Genomic DNA, 15,691 nt, shown 5'->3' with positions numbered 1-15,691 from the left:
GTACGTCCTCGTGGCGATGCTCGTGCTGCCGCTGCTGGGCGCCGCCGGGGCCCTGCTGCCGATCCCGCGCGCGTTGCGCCTGGGGCGCACCCCTGAGCGGGCGATGCTCGGCCTGGGCGTGCTCGTCACCGGCCTCGTGCTCGTGCTGGCGATCGTGCTCGCGGCCGGCTTCGACCACGACCACCCGGCCACGATGCAGGCCACCACGGACCTGAACTGGATCCCCGCGCTGCGGATCCACCTCCACCTCGGTGTCGACGGCATCTCGCTCCCCCTCCTCGTGCTGACCGCGCTGCTGACGTTCCTGTGCGCGCTCTACTCGTGCTTCTCGCTGCCCAAGGGCCCCGGGCCGCAGGCGTTCGTGGCGCTGCTGCTCCTGCTCGAGACGGGCACGCTCGCGACCTTCGCGGTCCTCGACCTGATGCTGTTCTTCCTGGCCTTCGAGACGGTGCTCATCCCGATGTACTTCCTCATCGCCCGCTGGGGCGGCGAGGGCCGGGAGCGTTCCGCGCTGCGGTTCATCGTGTACACCGTCCTCGGGTCCGTGATCATGCTGCTCGGCCTGCTCCTCATCGGCGTGAAGGCGGGCACGTTCGACATGGTGACACTGGCCACTGACAACGGGTCACATCTCAGTCACTCCACGCAGTTGACCGCCGCGCTCGCGGTCGGCCTCGGCCTCGCCGTGAAGGCCCCCATGTGGCCCCTGCACAGCTGGCTGCCCGACGCCCACACCGCCGCACCGACCGTCGGCTCGGTGCTGCTGGCCGGCGTGCTGCTGAAGATGGGCACCTACGGCATGGTGCGCATCCTGCTGCCCGAGACCCCCGGGGGCATGCACACCTACGCGCCCTACCTGGCCGCGTTCGCCGTCGTCGGCATCATCTACGGCTCGCTCGCCTGCCTCGCGCTCGCCCGGCAGGGCAACGGCGGCGACCTCAAACGCCTGATCGCCTACTCGTCCGTCGGCCACATGGGCTTCGTGCTGCTCGGCATCGCCACCCTCACCGCGACCGGCGTCAACGGCGCCCTGTTCGCCAACGTCGCCCACGGCCTCATCACCGGCCTGCTGTTCTTCCTCGTCGGCGCCGTCAAGGACCGCTACGGCTCCAGCGACCTCGACCAGCTCGCCGGACGCACCGGCGCCGCCCTCTACGGCCGCGCCCCGCGGCTCGGCGGGCTGCTGGCGTTCGGCGCCGTCGCCTCGCTCGGGCTGCCCGGCCTCGCCGGCTTCTGGGGCGAGATGCTCGCCATGTTCGGGTCGTTCAAGCCCGCCGCGGACCTCAGCCGCCCGGCCTACCTGACCTTCACCGCGATCGCCGCGTTCGGCACCCTGCTGACCGCCGCCTACCTGCTGACCGTGGTCCGCCGGGTGTGCATGGGCGACCGGGACACCGCCGACGCGACGCCCGCGCTCGCCGACGTCCGCGGCTACGAGTTCGCCGCCTGGACGCCGCTGGCCGCCCTCACCGTCGTCGCCGGCCTGTGGCCCGCCGTCCTGCTCGGCCTCACCGAACCCGCCGTGCGCGCCCTGCTCGGAGGCAACTGATGCCCTCGCTCGTGCAGTCCGTCGACTGGGTGGCCCTCACACCGGTGGTGATCCCGGCCGCGCTGGCCCTCGCGGTCCTCGTCGCCGACCTGTTCCTGCCGCCCGCCCGCAAGGCCCTGCTCGGCTGGCTGACCGCCGCCGGGCTGCTGGCCGCCGGGCTCACCCTGATCCCGCTCCGCGACGGCCACCGCAGCACCTTCTGCCAGACCCCCGGCGCGTCCTGCTCCTACGCCGCCGACCACTTCGCGCTGGTGATCCAGGCGCTGGTGCTCGGCGGCGCGCTGCTCACCGCGCTGCTGTCGCTGGCCACCGGCACCACGGACGCCACCGACGAGCTGCCCGGCGGCGAGTACTGGTTCCTGCTGCTGTCCTCGGCCGCCGGCGGCGCCCTGCTGCCCGCCTCCCGCGACCTCATCACGCTCGTCGTGGCGCTGGAGGTCACCACGCTGCCCGCCTTCGCGCTCGTCGCGCTGCGCCGCGGCGACCGGCTGGCCAGCGAGGCCGCCCTGAAGTTCTTCCTGTCCTCGGTCGTCGCCACCGCCGTGTCGCTGCTCGGCATCAGCTTCGTCTACGCCGCCACCGGCACCGTCAACCTGGCGGGCGTCGCCCACGGCCTGACCACCGCGCCCGGCCAGCTGGAGCACCTCGCGAAGGCCGGCGTCGCGCTCACCCTGGTCGGCTTCGCCTTCAAGCTGGCGGCCGCGCCCTTCCACTTCTGGGTGCCCGACACCTACGCGGGCGCGCCGCTGCCCGTCGCCGCCTACCTGTCGGTGGTCGGCAAGTCGGCCGGCTTCTCCGGCCTGATCCTGCTGACGGTCATCGCGTTCCGCCCCTATGACGACGTGTGGGGCCCGGCGCTCGGCGTGCTCGCCGCCCTCACCATGACGGTCGGCAACGTCGGCGCCCTGCGGCAGCGGCCCGGGGCCGACCGCAGCGCCGTCCGGCTGCTCGCCTGGTCGTCCATCGGCCAGGCCGGTTACCTGCTGGTGCCGATGGCCGCCGCCGCGTCCGCCGCCGACCCGGCGCACGAGATCGGCACGACCGTCGCGTACGCGCTGATGTACGGGGTGGTGAACCTCGGCGCGTTCGCGGTCGCCGCTCTCGTGACCCGCGGCGCCCCGCGCGGCCGGCTCACCGACTACCGCGGGCTGTACGCCCGCCGTCCGGCGGCCGCCCTCGCCCTCGCCTTCTTCCTGCTGTGCCTGGCCGGCCTGCCGCCGGGCGTCATCGGGCTGTTCGCCAAGGTCGCCGTGTTCTCCTCCGCGGTCGGCGCCCAGCACGGCTGGCTCGCCGTCATCATGGCCGTCAACGTCGTGATCGCCCTGGTGTACTACGTCCGGTGGACCGCCCTGCTGTTCACCCGTACGGAAGCGGACGCCGCCCCGGCGGGCCTGGCGCCCGCCGCCGAAGGCCCCTCCGCGACCGGCCCCGCGGCCGTACAGGGCCCTGCCGCGGCCGCCGGGACGCCCGTCGCGCTCGCCGTCGCCATCGCCCTCACCGCCGTCGCGGGCATCGCCCTGTCCGGGGCACCGCAGCTCGTCCTGCGCTACGCGCAGGGCACGCTGCTGTGATCCGGCGGTACCGTCGTGGCGATCGGCGACACCCGGGACCGGCGAGGTGGTCGCGCAGCGTGCGCACAAGGGAACTAACGGCGCTCGGGTGGCGTTGACCAAGGCAAAAGGTTCTCCTGAAGGGGGAGGTACCCCCGCAGCACACCTTGGAGGGCGCACCGTGCACAGCCGGCACAACGGGTTGAAGACCGCCGTACTTCTCGGCCTTCTGTCAGCGTTCATCCTGTTCATCGGCAGCCTGTTCGGCCGGACGGGACTGATCATCGCGCTCGTCGTCGCCCTGGCCACCAACGCGTACGCCTACTGGAACAGCGACAAGCTGGCGCTCAGGGCAATGCGCGCCCGGCCGGTCAGCGAGTTCGAGGCGCCGGAGCTGTACCGGATCGTCCGCGAGCTCTCCACCAGCGCACGCCAGCCGATGCCGCGGCTGTACATATCGCCCACGGACGCGCCCAACGCCTTCGCGACCGGGCGCAACCCGCGCAACGCCGCGGTCTGCTGCACCTCCGGCATCCTCGCCATCCTCGACGAGCGGGAACTGCGGGGCGTCCTCGGCCACGAACTGAGCCACGTCTACAACCGGGACATCCTCATCTCCTCGGTTGCCGGCGCGCTCGCCTCGGCGATCGTCTTCCTGGCCCAGTTCGCGATCTTCCTTCCGATCGGCCGCTCCGACGACGACGAGGGCCCCGGCATCATCGGCGCACTCCTGCTGGTGATCCTCGGCCCGATCGCTGCCTCCCTCATCCAGCTGGCCGTCTCCCGATCCCGGGAGTACGAGGCCGACGCGTCCGGGGCCCGCCTCACCGGCGACCCGCTCGCGCTGGCCTCGGCACTGCACAAGCTGGAGGCGGGTACCAAGCAGCTGCCGCTGCAGCCCCGCCCGGAGCTGGAGACCACCAGCCACCTGATGATCGCCAACCCGTTCCGCCCCGGCGACGTCTCGCGACTGTTCTCCACGCACCCGCCCATGGCCGATCGCATCAAGCGACTCCAGGAAATGGCAGGGCCGACACGATGAAGACGATCCTCAACATCATCTGGCTGGTGCTGTGCGGCCTGTGGATGTGCCTGGGCTACTTCCTCGCCGGGCTGATCCTGTGCATCACCATCATCGGCATCCCGTTCGGCATCGCGGCGTTCCGCATCGGCGTGTACGCGCTCTGGCCGTTCGGCTACACCGCGGTCGACCGCCGGGACGCCGGCGCGGGCTCGCTCGTCGGCAACGTGCTGTGGGTGATCCTCGCCGGCTGGTGGCTGGCCCTCGGGCACATCTTCACCGGCATCGCCCTGTGCCTCACCATCATCGGGATCCCGTTCGGCATCGCGAACTTCAAGCTGATCCCGCTGTCGCTGATGCCGCTGGGCAAGGAGATCGTGCCGAGCGATCGCCCGTTCGCCACGCGCTGAGCGGCGGTCCCCACGCCCCGGTTCAGGCGTCGCCGCAGATGCGCGAGGATGGCTGCGAGCCGCGGTTCCCCCGCCGCGGCCGCGACCTCTAGGAGATGGCGATGAGCCTGCAAGTCGGCGACAGGGCACCGGACTTCACCCTCCCCGACCAGTCGGGGACGCCGGTCACGCTCAGCGAGAGGCTGTCCGGCAAGGTCGTGGTGCTGTACTTCTACCCCAAGGACAACACCCGCGGCTGCACCGCGGAGGCGTGCAGCTTCCGCGACGGCTACGAGAGCTTCACCGACGCCGGCGCCGAGGTGATCGGGGTCAGCTCCGACACCGTCGAGTCGCACGAGAAGTTCGCCGGCCGCCACGAACTGCCCTTCACGCTGCTGTCCGACAAGGACCGCGCGGTGCGCAAGCAGTACGGCGCCACCACCCTCGGCGTCATGCCCGGGCGCATCACCTACGTCATCGACGGCGAGGGCGTGATCCGGCACGTCTTCTCGTCCATGACGAACATCGGCGCCCACGTGGACGACGCGCTGCGCGTCGTCAAGGAGCTCACCGCCGCGTGACACCGCCCGAGCGGGCACCCGCGCGGGCGCCGGTTCTCGTGCGGGTCTCCGCGCCCGGGGCGGTGGCGAGCCGCCGCCCCGGGGACCGCGTCACCGGTAGTTGACGAACTGGAGGGCGAAGTCCAGATCCTTGCCCTTCAGTAGCGCCTGGACGGCCTGGAGGTCGTCCCGGCTCTTCGAGCTGACCCGCAGCTCGTCGCCCTGGACCTGGGCCTTGACGCCCTTCGGGCCCTCGTCGCGGATGATCTTCGCGACCTTCTTCGCGTTCTCCTGGGAGATGCCCTCCTCGATGGACGCGAAGATCTTGTACTCCTTGCCCGAGAGCTGCGGTTCGCCCGCGTCCAGCGCCTTCAGCGAGATGCCGCGCTTGACGAGCTTGGTCTCGAAGACGTCGAGGATCGCCTTCACGCGCTCCTCGGAGTTCGCCTCCATCAGGATCTTCTCGCCCGACCACGAGATCGACGCCCCGACGTTCTTGAAGTCGTACCGCTGGGAGATCTCCTTGGCGGCCTGGTTGAGGGCGTTGTCGACCTCCTGCCGCTCGACCTTCGAGACGATGTCGAAACTGGAGTCGGCCATGTTCAGTGGGCTCCTTGGCTGTGTTCCCTGTGTTCCCTGCTACTTCTCCGGCGCCGGCACCAGCGCGCCGGCCGCGGCCCCGCCCCCGGTCTCCCGGACCCGGCGCCGCCACCCCGAAGCCTAGCCACCCGCCCCCCGCGAAGCCCTGATCAATCCGGTGGCGAACCACCCCCGCGCATCGGGTATCGTTTACGTCGTCGCCACGGAGCGGGGCCCTGAGGGCCGCTTCCAAGGCGTCATCCCATGGCGGTATGCCCGAGTGGCCAATGGGAGCGGACTGTAAATCCGTCGGCTTAGCCTACCGTGGTTCGAATCCACGTGCCGCCACATGGTAGAGGGAAACCCTCTTCGACCAGCAGGAATGCTGGATCGGGGAGGGTTTTTCCGTTGGCGTGGCGAGCGTGGTGGGGGGCCGCGGCGAATCGCGGGCCCGGGGCCGGCGAGGGCCGGGTGCGGCGGGGCGCTCGGGTCGCAGGACCGGGCCGGGCGTCGCACGCTTGAGGCATGAGTGAGCCCACGTCGCCGGAGGAGGCGCAGGACGTGCGACCGGAGCCGGAGCCGGAGCCCGAGCCGGCAGCGGCCCAGCCCGTGGCCGCGGAGGGGCCCGGGGTGCCTCCGCCGGGCGGTCACCACCTCACTCCGCCGCCCCGGCGCAAGTGGCCGTGGGTGGTGGGTCTGCTGGCGCTGCTGATCGTCGGCGCCATCACGGCGCTCGCCGTGAGCGCCAACCACCAGGCCACCCAGTCCGTCACCGTGCGGTACTCCGTCACCGGCACCGCGCACTCCGTGGGCATCGCGTACTCCACGTACGACAACCAGGTCATCTCCCAGACCAAGGTGACTGCGGCGACGCTGCCCTGGAACAAGGTGATCACCACCGACGGCTTCACCCACGGCGGCGCCCTGACCGTGACGCTGGGCGCGTCCGGCGGCACCGCGAGCTGCACCGTCGTCGCCGACGGCAAGACGTACACCGCGACCGCGTCCGGCCCGCACTCCGCGGCCCAGTGCAGGGGCTTCTGAGCCGGCGGCCGGGACGCTGCGCCGGGTCCCCGGCGCGTCCCCGGCGCGTCTCCGGAACTCCGACGCCCCCGCGCCTCCCCGCGGAACGCGGCACTCTGCGCAGATTGGCGTATGGCCCCCGTCCCCGCGCGGGTGCATGGTGGCCCCATACCCCCCTCGCAGCGCCCCGCCGCGCCCCCGTCGGCGGGGCGCACCTCTGCCCGCCACCGGGCCCCGGACGTGCCGGCCGCTCCCGGCGCCGCACCCTTCCGGCCGGGCGGTTCCCCCGCACCAGGGCGCTCCTGACGTGCGGTCGGACGGCGACGTCGCCGGGGGACCCGCGCGACCACGCCTGGTGCCGGAGGACGTTCCGTGCGGCACGGGGCTCAGAGGCGTGGCTGCTATGTTCGGCCGGACGATGAAGTGATCACGCGCGCGAGGAGATCTCATGCGGTATCGCCCGCTGGGCCGCAGCGGCCTGCAGGTGTCGGAGATCGGGTACGGGGCCTGGGGGGTCGGGGCGTCCGCCTGGGTGGGGGCCAGCGAGGACGAGTCGCTGCGGGCGCTGCACCGCGCGCTGGACCTCGGGGTGAACCTCATCGACACCGCCCGGGGTTACGGGGAGAGCGAGCGGATCGTGGGCCGCGCGGTCCGCGAGCGCGCGGGGCGCGACGAGGAGGTGCTGGTCGCCACCAAGGTGCCGCCGCTCAACGGGATCTGGCCCGCGCCGGACGGCGTCGACCCGGCCGACGCGTTCCCCGGCACGCACATCCGCGAGAGCCTGGGCACGAGCCTGCGGGCCGCCGGGCTGGACCACTTCGACGTGCTGCAGTTCCACGTGTGGAGCGACGAGTGGGTGGGCCGCGGCGACTGGCTGGAGACGGTCGCCGACCTCAAACAGCAGGGCCTGATCCGGCTGTTCGGGGTGTCGATCAACGACCACCAGCCGGACAACGCGCTGGCCCTCGTCCGCAGCGGCGTCGTCGACACCGTGCAGGTCATCTACAACATCTTCGACCAGGCGCCCGCCGACGCGCTGTTCGGCGCCTGCCAGGAGCACGGCGTGGGCGTCATCGTGCGGGTCGCCCTCGACGAGGGCGGCCTGACCGGGGCCGTGAAGGCCGGCACCACGTTCCCCGAAGGGGACTTCCGCAACCGGTACTTCGAGGGCGACCGGCCCGCCCAGGTGGAGGCGCACGTCGACGCGCTGACCGCCGACCTGGGCATCACCACCGCCGAACTGCCCGGGACGGCCCTGCGGTTCGTGCTCAGCGCACCCGCGGTCTCCACGGTGATCCCCGGCATGCGCACCGTCCGCAACGTCGAGCGCAACACCGCCGTCAGCGACGGCGTCCCGCTCGACGCGGACCGCCTCGCCCTGCTCGCGAAGCACCGCTGGCAGCGCAACTTCTACCAGTGAGCACCACCGGCGCGTTCACCGGGCGACCCGCGCCCCGTGAACGCGCCGGAGAGCCGCGCCCGGTGAACGCGCCGGGGGACCCGCGGCCGGCCCGCCCCCGCCGAGGGCTGCGGCTCAGCCGCCCGTCGCCGCCCGTACCGCCTCGTCGATCGGGGTGTCGCCGGAGACCAGCTCCAGCGTCAGCCCGGCGGTGGCCGGCGTGTCCAGCAGCGTCATCAGCGTCGCGGCGACGTCGTCGCGCGGGACGCTGCCGCGGGTGACACCGGGCGCCAGCCGCACACGGCCGGTGCCCGCGTCGTCGAGCAGCCCGCCGGGCCGCAGCACCGTCCAGTCCAGGCCGGACCGGGCGCGGATCGCGTCGTCGGCGGCGCCCTTGGCGCGCAGGTAGATGCCGAGCGTCTCGTCCGCGTGCTCCGCCTGGGCGTCCGCGCCCATGGACGACACGATGACGTAGCGGCGCACGCCCGCCCGCTCGGCGGCGTCGGCCAGCAGCACGGCCGCCTCCAGGTCCACCGTCTGCTTGCGGGCGTTGCCGCTGCCGGGGCCCGCGCCGGCCGCGAACACCGCCGCGTCCGCGCCCCGCAGCACCTCCGCGACCTGGTCGACGCTCGCCGACTCCAGGTCGAGCACCACGGGTTCCGCGCCCGCCGTCCTGAGGTCGTCCGCCTGGGCCGGGTTGCGGATCAGCCCGACGGCGCTGTCGCCGCGCGCCGTGAGCAACCGCTCCAGCCGCAGCGCGATCTGTCCGTGTCCACCTGCGATCACCGTACGCATGGCGCGACGCTACGCCTCGCGGTGCGACTGGCGTGGGAGGTCGAGCGGCGTCTCGCCGGCCGAGTCGCAGTACTCGCGCACCGCGCTCGTGCGCGAGACGACCCGGCCGCGGTGGATGACGATCCGGCTGTAGCCCAGCGAGAGCACCGCGGCCACGCTCTCGCCGCGCACCGCGAGCAGCTCGGCGGGGAAGCCGGCCTCGACGCGGACGTCGGGCAGGCCGAGTGCGGCCCGCGCCTGACCGCTGATCAGGTCGTAGGACCGGACCGGTCCGCAGGCGCCGTGCGAGGCGAGCAGGAACGCGGCCTCCATCGGGTCCCCGCGGCCCACCGGGTTGCTCAGGTCACCCAGCGCGCCGCTGCCGGCGCACACCCGCACGCCGGCCGCGCGCAGCGTCCGCACCGGCGCGACCCCGCCGCGCCCCAGCACCGCGCAGCCGCCCTGCGGCAGCGCGGCCACCGTGACACCGGCCGCGGCCAGCCGCTCGGCCGCGGTGGCGACCACCTGCGCCGGCAGCCCGCCCAGTCCGTGGCAGGGCCCGAGCACGACGCCAGGCCGCATCCCGCCGGCCATCGCCGCGAGCCGGGCCAGCCGCGCCGGGTCGTCGGCCGCGGTGTGCAGGTCGACCGGCACGCCGAACTCCGCGGCCAGCGACAGCACCGCCTCCGCGTAGCCGCTCGGGTCCGGGTCGAGGTCGGGGCAGCCGCCGGCCGCGGTCGCGCCCATCTTCAGCGCGTCGCGGAGCATCGCGTACCCGTCGGCGCCCGCCGTGCCGGTGAGCAGGCGCGGGGCGGCGACCACCTGGACGTCGACCAGGCCGCGCAGGGACCGGCGGGCGGCGAGTACCGCCTCCAGGTCCTGCAGGCCCTGCACGTCGCCGATCCGCACGTGCGAGCGGACCGCGGTGGCGCCGTGGCCGAGCTGCAGCAGGGCCGCCTCGACCGCGCGGCGCTGCACGTCCTCCGGGTCGCCGGACGGCGGCCCGCCCGCGGTCAGCGCCAGGTCGAGGTGGGCGTGGGGTTCGGCGGGGGCGGGCAGCAGCAGATAGCCGCGCAGGTCGATCCGGGACCCCTGGGGTGACGGGGCCGCGCCGCCCCGGCCGGCCGCCGGCGCGAGGCTGCCCGCGGTGCCGACCGCCTCGATCCGCGGCCCGCTGAGCCGTACGTCCACGGTCCGGCCGTCGAGGAGCCGGGCCCCGCACAGCAGCACGGTGGCCGTGTCCTCGGCGGTCTCGTGCCGGCTGTCACGGGGGCTGTCGGTCATCGCGCTCCTCCGGTGCGGGCAAGCGGGCGAAGCGGGTGTGGCCGGCGGGGCGGGAGTGGCGGGCGCCGCCGCGCGGCAAGATCACGCGTGCCGAGCCTAGGACGCGGCACCGCGACTGCCCGGTACGACCCGGAAGGTGTTGATTAGTCGTACCGGCGCGGGGGTGGACGGGGGTGCGGAGGCGGCGGTCCGGCGGGTCCGGGCGGGCCCCGGAGGGTGTCCGCGGGGTGTCCGAGGGGCCCGATGTGCCCTGGCGGATACGGATTTCACGTATCGCTGCGGACCGTGTAATGTCTTCCTCGCTCGCCCCAATAGCTCAGTCGGTAGAGCGTCTCCATGGTAAGGAGAAGGTCTACGGTTCGATTCCGTATTGGGGCTCTGATGGATCGGTTCCCCGCCGTCGTGGCGGGGGCCAGTTCATCGAAGCGGCGTAGCTCAGTCGGTAGAGCAAGCGGCTCATAATCGCTGTGTCACCGGTTCAAGTCCGGTCGCCGCTACTCTCCGTAGCCGATTGCGGGTTCGGTCCCTCGATCGGCTACTATTCCTGTGTTCATTACACCCGTTCGTCAAGGAGCACTCACGTGGCCGCCACCGACGTCCGCCCGAAGATCACGCTGGCCTGCGTGGAGTGCAAGGAGCGGAACTACATCACCAAGAAGAACCGGCGTAACGACCCGGACCGCCTGGAGATGAAGAAGCACTGCCCGCGTTGCAACGCGCACACCGCGCACCGCGAGACGCGCTGACCCTCCTCACCCACGCTGCCGTAGTACGCCGGTTCGGCCATCGTGCTCCGCACGGGTGTCGTTGACGTACCCGCCAGGCCCTAGCTCCATCGCGAGGCCGTTCCCGTGTCAGACACCGGGGACGGCCTCGTGGCATGGTGCGCTGAGTCCTTTCCGCCGGCGCCCGCCGGTGACGTTTTTCCGCACCGGAGGTGCCGATGGCTCTGGACCAGTCCTTCGTCGGGCGGAGTTATCCGCCCACCGACGCCTACGAGGTGGGCCGGGAGAAGATCCGCGAGTTCGCCGAGGCGATCGGTGACGCGAATCCCGCGTACACCGACCCCGAGGCGGCCCGTGCGCTCGGTCACCCCGACGTCATCGCCCCGCCGACCTTCCCGTTCGCGATCACCTTCAAGGCGGCGGGCGTCGTCGTGCAGGATCCCGAGCTGGGGCTGGACTACAGCCGTGTGGTGCACGGAGACCAGAAGTTCGCCTACACCCGCCCGGTGCGGGCCGGCGACCGGCTGACCGTCACCTCCACGATCGAGGCCGTCAAGTCGATGGCGGGCAACGAGATCCTGGACGTCCGCGGCGAGGTCCACGACGAGACGGGCGCGCACGTGGTGACCGCGTGGACGAAGCTGGTCGCGCGCGGCGCGGACGCGCAGCGCGACGGCGGGGAGGCGTGATGGCGGCGGGAATCGCTTACGACGACGTCGAGGTCGGCACCGAACTGCCGCCGCAGAGCTTCCCGGTGACGCGCGCCACACTGGTCCGCTACGCGGGCGCGTCCGGGGACTTCAACCCGATCCACTGGAACGAGAAGTTCGCCCGCGAGGTCGGCCTGCCCGACGTCATCGCGCACGGCATGTTCACCATGGCGTCGGCGATCCGCGTGGTGACCGACTGGGCCGGCGACCCGGCCGCGGTGGTCGAGTACGGCGTCCGGTTCACCAAGCCCGTGGTCGTGCCGAACGACGAGAAGGGCACGGTGGTCGAGGTGAGCGCGAAGGTCGCCGCCAAGCTGGACGACCACCAGGTCCGGGTGGACCTGGTCGCGACCTGCGCCGGCCAGAAGGTGCTGGGCATGTCGCGCGCGGTCGTCCGTCTGGCCTGAGTGTCGTCCGCCCGGCCTGAGGCCCGCGCACGACGACCGAGACAGTGAACGTAAGGGGCGTCCCACCTGGTGGGGCGCCCCTTACGTATCCGCCCGCGCGTCGCGGCCCGCACGTATCGGCCCGCATGCCGCGGCTGCGTCCGGCGGCACCCGCCGTTCCGGCCTCGCCCGACCCTGCCCGGCCCTCGCCCCGGCCGCCCGCTTGACTAGGTAGTGATTGGCCACTAACTTATGAGTCATGGCAAGGATGAGTGCGGAGGAGCGGCGCGAGAGCGTCATCCGTGCGGCGATGAGCGAGTTCGCCCACGGCGGGTACAACGGCACGTCCACCGAGGCGATCGCGCGCCGCGTGGGTGTGTCCCAGCCGTATCTGTTCCGGCTCTTCCCCAACAAGCAGGCGATCTTCCTGGCGGCGGCGCAGTACTGCATCACCATCACCCGCGAGGCGTTCGCCAAGGCGGCGGAGGGGCTGCCGCCCGAGGAGCGGCTGGGGGCCATGGCCGCCGCCTACCAGGCGCTGATCCACGACGACCCCGAGCGCCTGCTGATGCAGATGCAGGTCTACGTGGCGGTGGCCGCGGCCGAGGCCGAGGGGGACCGCGAGTTCGGCGAGGTCATCCGCCGCTCCTGGCAGGAGCTGTGGGACACCGTCCACCTGGAGCTGGGGGCCGACATCGACGAGACGACGACCTTCCTCGCCTACGGGATGCTCGTGAACACGCTGGTCAGCCTGGGTTTCCCGGCGGGCCACCGGAACTGGGAGGGGTTCTACGAGGTGGCGCGGCCCGAGTGAGCCGCGCCGGGCCCGTGTGCGGGCTTCTTCATGCGCGACAAAGTTAGTCATCAATAACTAACTCAGGGGAAACGATGAACGAGCAAGCAGTACGACGCCGGGGTTCCGCCGGCTGGGCCCTGGCCATCACCAGCGTCGCCGGCTTCATGGCGGCCCTCGACAACCTCGTGGTCACCACCGCGCTCCCGTCCATCCGCAAGGACCTCGGGGGAGCGCTGTCCGACCTCGAGTGGACCGTCAACGCCTACACCCTGACCTTCGCGGTGCTCCTGATGTTCGGCGCGGCCCTCGGCGACCGGTTCGGCCGCCGCCGGATGTTCGTCGCCGGCCTGACGATCTTCACCGGCGCGTCCGCGGCCGCGGCCCTGGCGCCCGGGATCAACGAACTCATCGCGGCCCGTGCGGTGCAGGGCGTCGGCGCGGCCGTCATGATGCCGCTGACCCTCACCCTGCTGAGCGCGGCCGTGCCCGCCGAGCGCCGCGGCGCCGCGATCGGCATCTGGGGCGCCGCCACCGGACTGGCCGTCGCCAGCGGCCCGCTCATCGGCGGCAGCCTCACCCAGCACCTGTCCTGGCAGTGGATCTTCTGGCTGAACGTGCCGCTGGGCGTCGCCCTGATCCCGCTCGCGCGGCTGCGGCTCGCCGAGTCGACCGCGCCCGGCGCCCGGCTGGACGGCCGCGGCACCGCCCTGATCAGCCTCGGCCTGTTCGGCATCGTCTTCGCCCTGGTCAACGCCACCGAGCACGGCTGGACCAGCGCCCGCGTGCTGTCCGGGCTGATCGGCGGCGCGGTCCTGGTCGCCGCGTTCATCCGCCACGGCGTCGTCGCGGAACGGCCCATGCTGCCGATGCGGCTGTTCCGCGGCCGGGCGTTCGCCGGCATCAACGTGGCGAGCATGCTGATGTTCACCGGCATGTTCGGCTCGATCTTCCTGCTCAGCCAGTTCCTGCAGAACGTCGTCGGCTACTCGCCCACCGAGGCGGGACTGCGGATGCTGCCGTGGACCGGCATGCCGATGATCGTCGCGCCCATCGCCGGCTACCTCTCGGACCGGATCGGCGGCCGGCCGGTCGTCGCGGCCGGACTCGCGCTGCAGGCCCTCGGCCTCGCCTGGTTCGGGGTGATCCTCTCGCCCGACGTGTCCTACGCCGCGCAGCTGCCCGCGCTCATCATCAGCGGGACGGGTATGGCGCTGTTCATCGCGCCGGCCGCGAACATGGTGCTGGGCAGCGTCCGCACCTCCGAGCAGGGCATCGCCTCCGGGGCGAACAACGCGCTGCGCGAGGTGGGCGGGGCGCTGGGCATCGCCGTGCTGGGCTCGATCTTCTCCGCGAACGGCGGATACGGCAGCCCGGCCGCGTTCGTCTCCGGACTGACGCCGGCGCTGTGGGTCGGCGCCGGGCTGCTGGCCGCCGGGGTGGGCGCGGCGCTGATCATCCCCGGGCGCAAGGCGCAGTCCGTCCAGGGGGACACGGCCGGTCCCGGCCGCCCGTCCGACACGGCCGTCACGTCCGCCGCCCGCCCGTCCGCCGGGCCCGTCCGCCGGGTCGACGCCGCTCGCCGATGAGCCGGAGGCCCCGGGGGCGCCGTCGCGGAACCGTGGCCGCCGCACCCGCCGAAAGGCGGGCGCGGCGGCCACGGTTCCCGCACGCGCGAGCCGGGACCGGTGGGCGGCGCTACTCCGCGCGGTGCGGGTTGCGGCGGACCGCGAGGATCGCCAGATCGTCCTGCTGGGTGCCCTCGGTGAAGGCGCGGATGTCGTCGGCGAGGGTGTCGGTGAGGCGGTCCGCGGTGATGTCGGGGCGATCGGCGAGGCGCGACTCCAGCGGATAGAACGCGCCGTCGGGCGAACGGGCCTCGGTCACGCCGTCGGTGCACAGCAGCAGGGTCGCGCCGGCGGGGAACGCGAACCAGGTCACCCTGCGGGGCTCGGCGGCCAGGTCGGCGAGGCCGAGGGGCACGTGCTCGTCGTCCGCGCCGACGGTGTCGACGGTGCCGGCGGAGCCGTCGTGCAGGAGGTAGGGCGGGATGTGGCCGCAGGCGACGACCTGCGTGTCGAGGCCCCCGTCCACGCCCAGGACCAGCGCGGTGACGAACCGTTCGGGCTCGCCCCGTCCACCGGCGTCCGCGTTGTGGCGCACGACCGCCGCCTCCAGGGCGTCGACCAGCGAGGTCATCGTCGCCTCGCGGTGCGCGGCCTCGCGGAACGCGCCCACCACCTCGATGGCCATGCCGATGGCGGCGAGTCCCTTGCCCTGGACGTCGCCGATGAGCACCCGGGTGCCCCACGGGGTCGCCGCCACGTCGTAGATGTCGCCGCCGACGAGCTTGTCCTGCTGCAGCGGCTCGTACAGGCCGTCCACGAGGACGTCGTCGGTGAGCAGCGGCAGCGGCCGCAGGATCTGCCGCTGCATCGCGGCCGCGGTGGACCGCAGGCTGACCAGCGCCTCCTCGCGGGCGACCCGCATCCGGGCGCCCTGGACGGCCAGCGCGCCGAAGGCGACCGCGAACAGCCCCAGGACCACCCGGTTCCCGACGGTCTCCCCGGACTGGAGGATCGCGGGGACGATGACGACGGCGCAGACCCAGGCGGAGACCAGCGCCGTCTGGCGCGGGGTGCACAGTGCGGCGGCGAACGCCGGCAGGAAGACCAGCAGGCCCAGCAGGAGCACTTCGGTGCTGGTCAGCAGGACCAGGGCGAGCGCGACCGCGGTGCTCCCCACCGTCGTCCACACGACGGTGCGGGTGGACGGCGTCCTGAGGGCGGTGACCTCGTCACCCTCTCCGCCGTCCGTGCCGCCGGCCCCGCCTCGCGCCGAGGGCGGGACTGCGCGCGAGGGACGGACCATGCGGGCATCTTCCACGGGCGCTCGCCGTGCCGCGCGGGAGGCTGGCCGCGGTCCGCGGCCAAGTGGGCCCGTACGAGT

16 protein-coding genes and 3 tRNA genes are annotated in these 15,691 nt (G+C 73.0%); 15 read left to right on the top strand and 4 right to left on the bottom strand.

All coding sequences use genetic code 11. The annotated features are described in order from the left end of the window. Positions 1-16: 16 nt before the first annotated feature. The 5 genes from BMW99_RS18920 to BMW99_RS18900 all read left to right on the top strand — a co-directional run bounded on the left by BMW99_RS18920 (position 17) and on the right by BMW99_RS18900 (position 5,090). Complete coding sequence (locus BMW99_RS18920; protein ID WP_069461714.1) at positions 17-1,549, top strand: complex I subunit 4 family protein; 1,533 nt, start codon at positions 17-19, stop codon at positions 1,547-1,549. After that, positions 1,549-3,120: an NADH-quinone oxidoreductase subunit N gene (locus tag BMW99_RS18915; RefSeq protein ID WP_069461707.1), complete on the top strand. Its 1,572-nt coding sequence runs from the start codon at positions 1,549-1,551 to the stop codon at positions 3,118-3,120. The genes BMW99_RS18920 and BMW99_RS18915 overlap by 1 nt, the downstream gene beginning before the upstream one ends. Before the next feature lie 160 nt (positions 3,121-3,280). Beyond that, a complete protein-coding gene (gene htpX / locus BMW99_RS18910) occupies positions 3,281-4,141 on the top strand; it encodes a zinc metalloprotease HtpX (RefSeq protein WP_069461706.1) in 861 nt (286 codons plus the stop codon). Next, entirely contained in the window at positions 4,138-4,530 is a 393-nt protein-coding gene (locus BMW99_RS18905) for a YccF domain-containing protein (RefSeq protein ID WP_069461705.1), read from the top strand. The genes htpX and BMW99_RS18905 overlap by 4 nt, the downstream gene beginning before the upstream one ends. A 101-nt stretch (positions 4,531-4,631) precedes the next feature. Continuing rightward, complete coding sequence (locus BMW99_RS18900; RefSeq protein ID WP_075017197.1) at positions 4,632-5,090, top strand: peroxiredoxin; 459 nt, start codon at positions 4,632-4,634, stop codon at positions 5,088-5,090. Between the two features lie 90 nt (positions 5,091-5,180). On the opposite strand, the gene BMW99_RS18895 is transcribed toward BMW99_RS18900, so the two are convergent. Then, entirely contained in the window at positions 5,181-5,669 is a 489-nt protein-coding gene (locus tag BMW99_RS18895) for a YajQ family cyclic di-GMP-binding protein (RefSeq protein WP_075017196.1), read from the bottom strand. 245 nt (positions 5,670-5,914) lie between these two features. Here BMW99_RS18895 and BMW99_RS18890 point away from each other — a divergent pair. The 3 genes from BMW99_RS18890 to BMW99_RS18880 all read left to right on the top strand — a co-directional run bounded on the left by BMW99_RS18890 (position 5,915) and on the right by BMW99_RS18880 (position 8,091). Then, positions 5,915-5,996 (top strand) — tRNA-Tyr (locus BMW99_RS18890). A 177-nt stretch (positions 5,997-6,173) separates the two neighbouring features. Continuing rightward, the gene (locus BMW99_RS18885; protein WP_079138886.1) at positions 6,174-6,692 is read left to right on the top strand and encodes a hypothetical protein; all 519 of its coding nucleotides are present in this window, start codon (positions 6,174-6,176) and stop codon (positions 6,690-6,692) included. Positions 6,693-7,119: 427 nt separating this feature from the next. Next, a complete protein-coding gene (locus tag BMW99_RS18880; protein WP_075017195.1) occupies positions 7,120-8,091 on the top strand; it encodes an aldo/keto reductase in 972 nt (323 codons plus the stop codon). Between the two features lie 114 nt (positions 8,092-8,205). Here BMW99_RS18880 and BMW99_RS18875 read toward each other — a convergent pair whose 3' ends face one another. Both BMW99_RS18875 and BMW99_RS18870 read right to left on the bottom strand, forming a co-directional pair. Next, positions 8,206-8,865, bottom strand: a complete 660-nt coding sequence (locus BMW99_RS18875) for an SDR family oxidoreductase (RefSeq protein WP_075017194.1) — start codon at positions 8,863-8,865, stop codon at positions 8,206-8,208. Positions 8,866-8,874: 9 nt separating this feature from the next. After that, a complete protein-coding gene (locus BMW99_RS18870) occupies positions 8,875-10,128 on the bottom strand; it encodes an amidohydrolase family protein (protein ID WP_075017193.1) in 1,254 nt (417 codons plus the stop codon). Between the two features lie 305 nt (positions 10,129-10,433). Here BMW99_RS18870 and BMW99_RS18865 point away from each other — a divergent pair. The 7 genes from BMW99_RS18865 to BMW99_RS18835 all read left to right on the top strand — a co-directional run bounded on the left by BMW99_RS18865 (position 10,434) and on the right by BMW99_RS18835 (position 14,331). Beyond that, positions 10,434-10,506, top strand: a tRNA-Thr gene (locus BMW99_RS18865). 46 nt (positions 10,507-10,552) lie between these two features. Then, a tRNA-Met gene (locus BMW99_RS18860) sits at positions 10,553-10,625 on the top strand. Between the two features lie 84 nt (positions 10,626-10,709). Next, a complete protein-coding gene (rpmG, locus tag BMW99_RS18855; protein ID WP_004571794.1) occupies positions 10,710-10,874 on the top strand; it encodes a 50S ribosomal protein L33 in 165 nt (54 codons plus the stop codon). A gap of 197 nt (positions 10,875-11,071) precedes the next feature. Next, the gene (locus BMW99_RS18850) at positions 11,072-11,542 is read left to right on the top strand and encodes a MaoC family dehydratase N-terminal domain-containing protein (RefSeq protein WP_069461867.1); all 471 of its coding nucleotides are present in this window, start codon (positions 11,072-11,074) and stop codon (positions 11,540-11,542) included. After that, positions 11,542-11,970, top strand: coding sequence for a MaoC family dehydratase (locus tag BMW99_RS18845; RefSeq protein ID WP_069461866.1), 429 nt, complete (start codon positions 11,542-11,544; stop codon positions 11,968-11,970). The genes BMW99_RS18850 and BMW99_RS18845 overlap by 1 nt, the downstream gene beginning before the upstream one ends. Positions 11,971-12,208: 238 nt before the next feature. Next, entirely contained in the window at positions 12,209-12,763 is a 555-nt protein-coding gene (locus BMW99_RS18840; protein ID WP_075017192.1) for a TetR/AcrR family transcriptional regulator, read from the top strand. A gap of 74 nt (positions 12,764-12,837) precedes the next feature. Further along, positions 12,838-14,331, top strand: coding sequence for an MFS transporter (locus BMW99_RS18835; RefSeq protein ID WP_069461864.1), 1,494 nt, complete (start codon positions 12,838-12,840; stop codon positions 14,329-14,331). A gap of 109 nt (positions 14,332-14,440) precedes the next feature. Here the strand turns inward: BMW99_RS18835 and BMW99_RS18830 are convergent, their stop codons facing one another. Then, positions 14,441-15,613, bottom strand: a complete 1,173-nt coding sequence (locus BMW99_RS18830) for a PP2C family protein-serine/threonine phosphatase (RefSeq protein WP_069461863.1) — start codon at positions 15,611-15,613, stop codon at positions 14,441-14,443. Positions 15,614-15,691 lie beyond the last annotated feature (78 nt).

Origin of the sequence: Actinacidiphila rubida, assembly GCF_900110255.1 — a bacterium.
Taxonomy (GTDB): domain Bacteria; phylum Actinomycetota; class Actinomycetes; order Streptomycetales; family Streptomycetaceae; genus Actinacidiphila; species Actinacidiphila rubida.
Note: the sequence above shows the minus strand (reverse complement) of the source record. Positions and strands in the feature narration are given on the sequence as shown.

Excerpts from the sequence above, each read along its gene's own strand:
- BMW99_RS18895 (WP_075017196.1), bottom strand. The coding sequence starts at position 5,669 with ATGGCCGACTCCAGTTTCGACATCGTCTCGAAGGTCGAGCGGCAGGAG.
- BMW99_RS18845 (WP_069461866.1), top strand. The coding sequence starts at position 11,542 with ATGGCGGCGGGAATCGCTTACGACGACGTCGAGGTCGGCACCGAACTG.
- BMW99_RS18840 (WP_075017192.1), top strand. The coding sequence starts at position 12,209 with ATGGCAAGGATGAGTGCGGAGGAGCGGCGCGAGAGCGTCATCCGTGCG.
- BMW99_RS18870 (WP_075017193.1), bottom strand. The coding sequence starts at position 10,128 with ATGACCGACAGCCCCCGTGACAGCCGGCACGAGACCGCCGAGGACACG.
- BMW99_RS18920 (WP_069461714.1), top strand. The coding sequence starts at position 17 with ATGCTCGTGCTGCCGCTGCTGGGCGCCGCCGGGGCCCTGCTGCCGATC.
- BMW99_RS18850 (WP_069461867.1), top strand. The coding sequence starts at position 11,072 with ATGGCTCTGGACCAGTCCTTCGTCGGGCGGAGTTATCCGCCCACCGAC.
- BMW99_RS18905 (WP_069461705.1), top strand. The coding sequence starts at position 4,138 with ATGAAGACGATCCTCAACATCATCTGGCTGGTGCTGTGCGGCCTGTGG.
- BMW99_RS18900 (WP_075017197.1), top strand. The coding sequence starts at position 4,632 with ATGAGCCTGCAAGTCGGCGACAGGGCACCGGACTTCACCCTCCCCGAC.
- BMW99_RS18915 (WP_069461707.1), top strand. The coding sequence starts at position 1,549 with ATGCCCTCGCTCGTGCAGTCCGTCGACTGGGTGGCCCTCACACCGGTG.
- BMW99_RS18875 (WP_075017194.1), bottom strand. The coding sequence starts at position 8,865 with ATGCGTACGGTGATCGCAGGTGGACACGGACAGATCGCGCTGCGGCTG.
- BMW99_RS18880 (WP_075017195.1), top strand. The coding sequence starts at position 7,120 with ATGCGGTATCGCCCGCTGGGCCGCAGCGGCCTGCAGGTGTCGGAGATC.
- BMW99_RS18835 (WP_069461864.1), top strand. The coding sequence starts at position 12,838 with ATGAACGAGCAAGCAGTACGACGCCGGGGTTCCGCCGGCTGGGCCCTG.
- BMW99_RS18885 (WP_079138886.1), top strand. The coding sequence starts at position 6,174 with ATGAGTGAGCCCACGTCGCCGGAGGAGGCGCAGGACGTGCGACCGGAG.
- BMW99_RS18830 (WP_069461863.1), bottom strand. The coding sequence starts at position 15,613 with ATGGTCCGTCCCTCGCGCGCAGTCCCGCCCTCGGCGCGAGGCGGGGCC.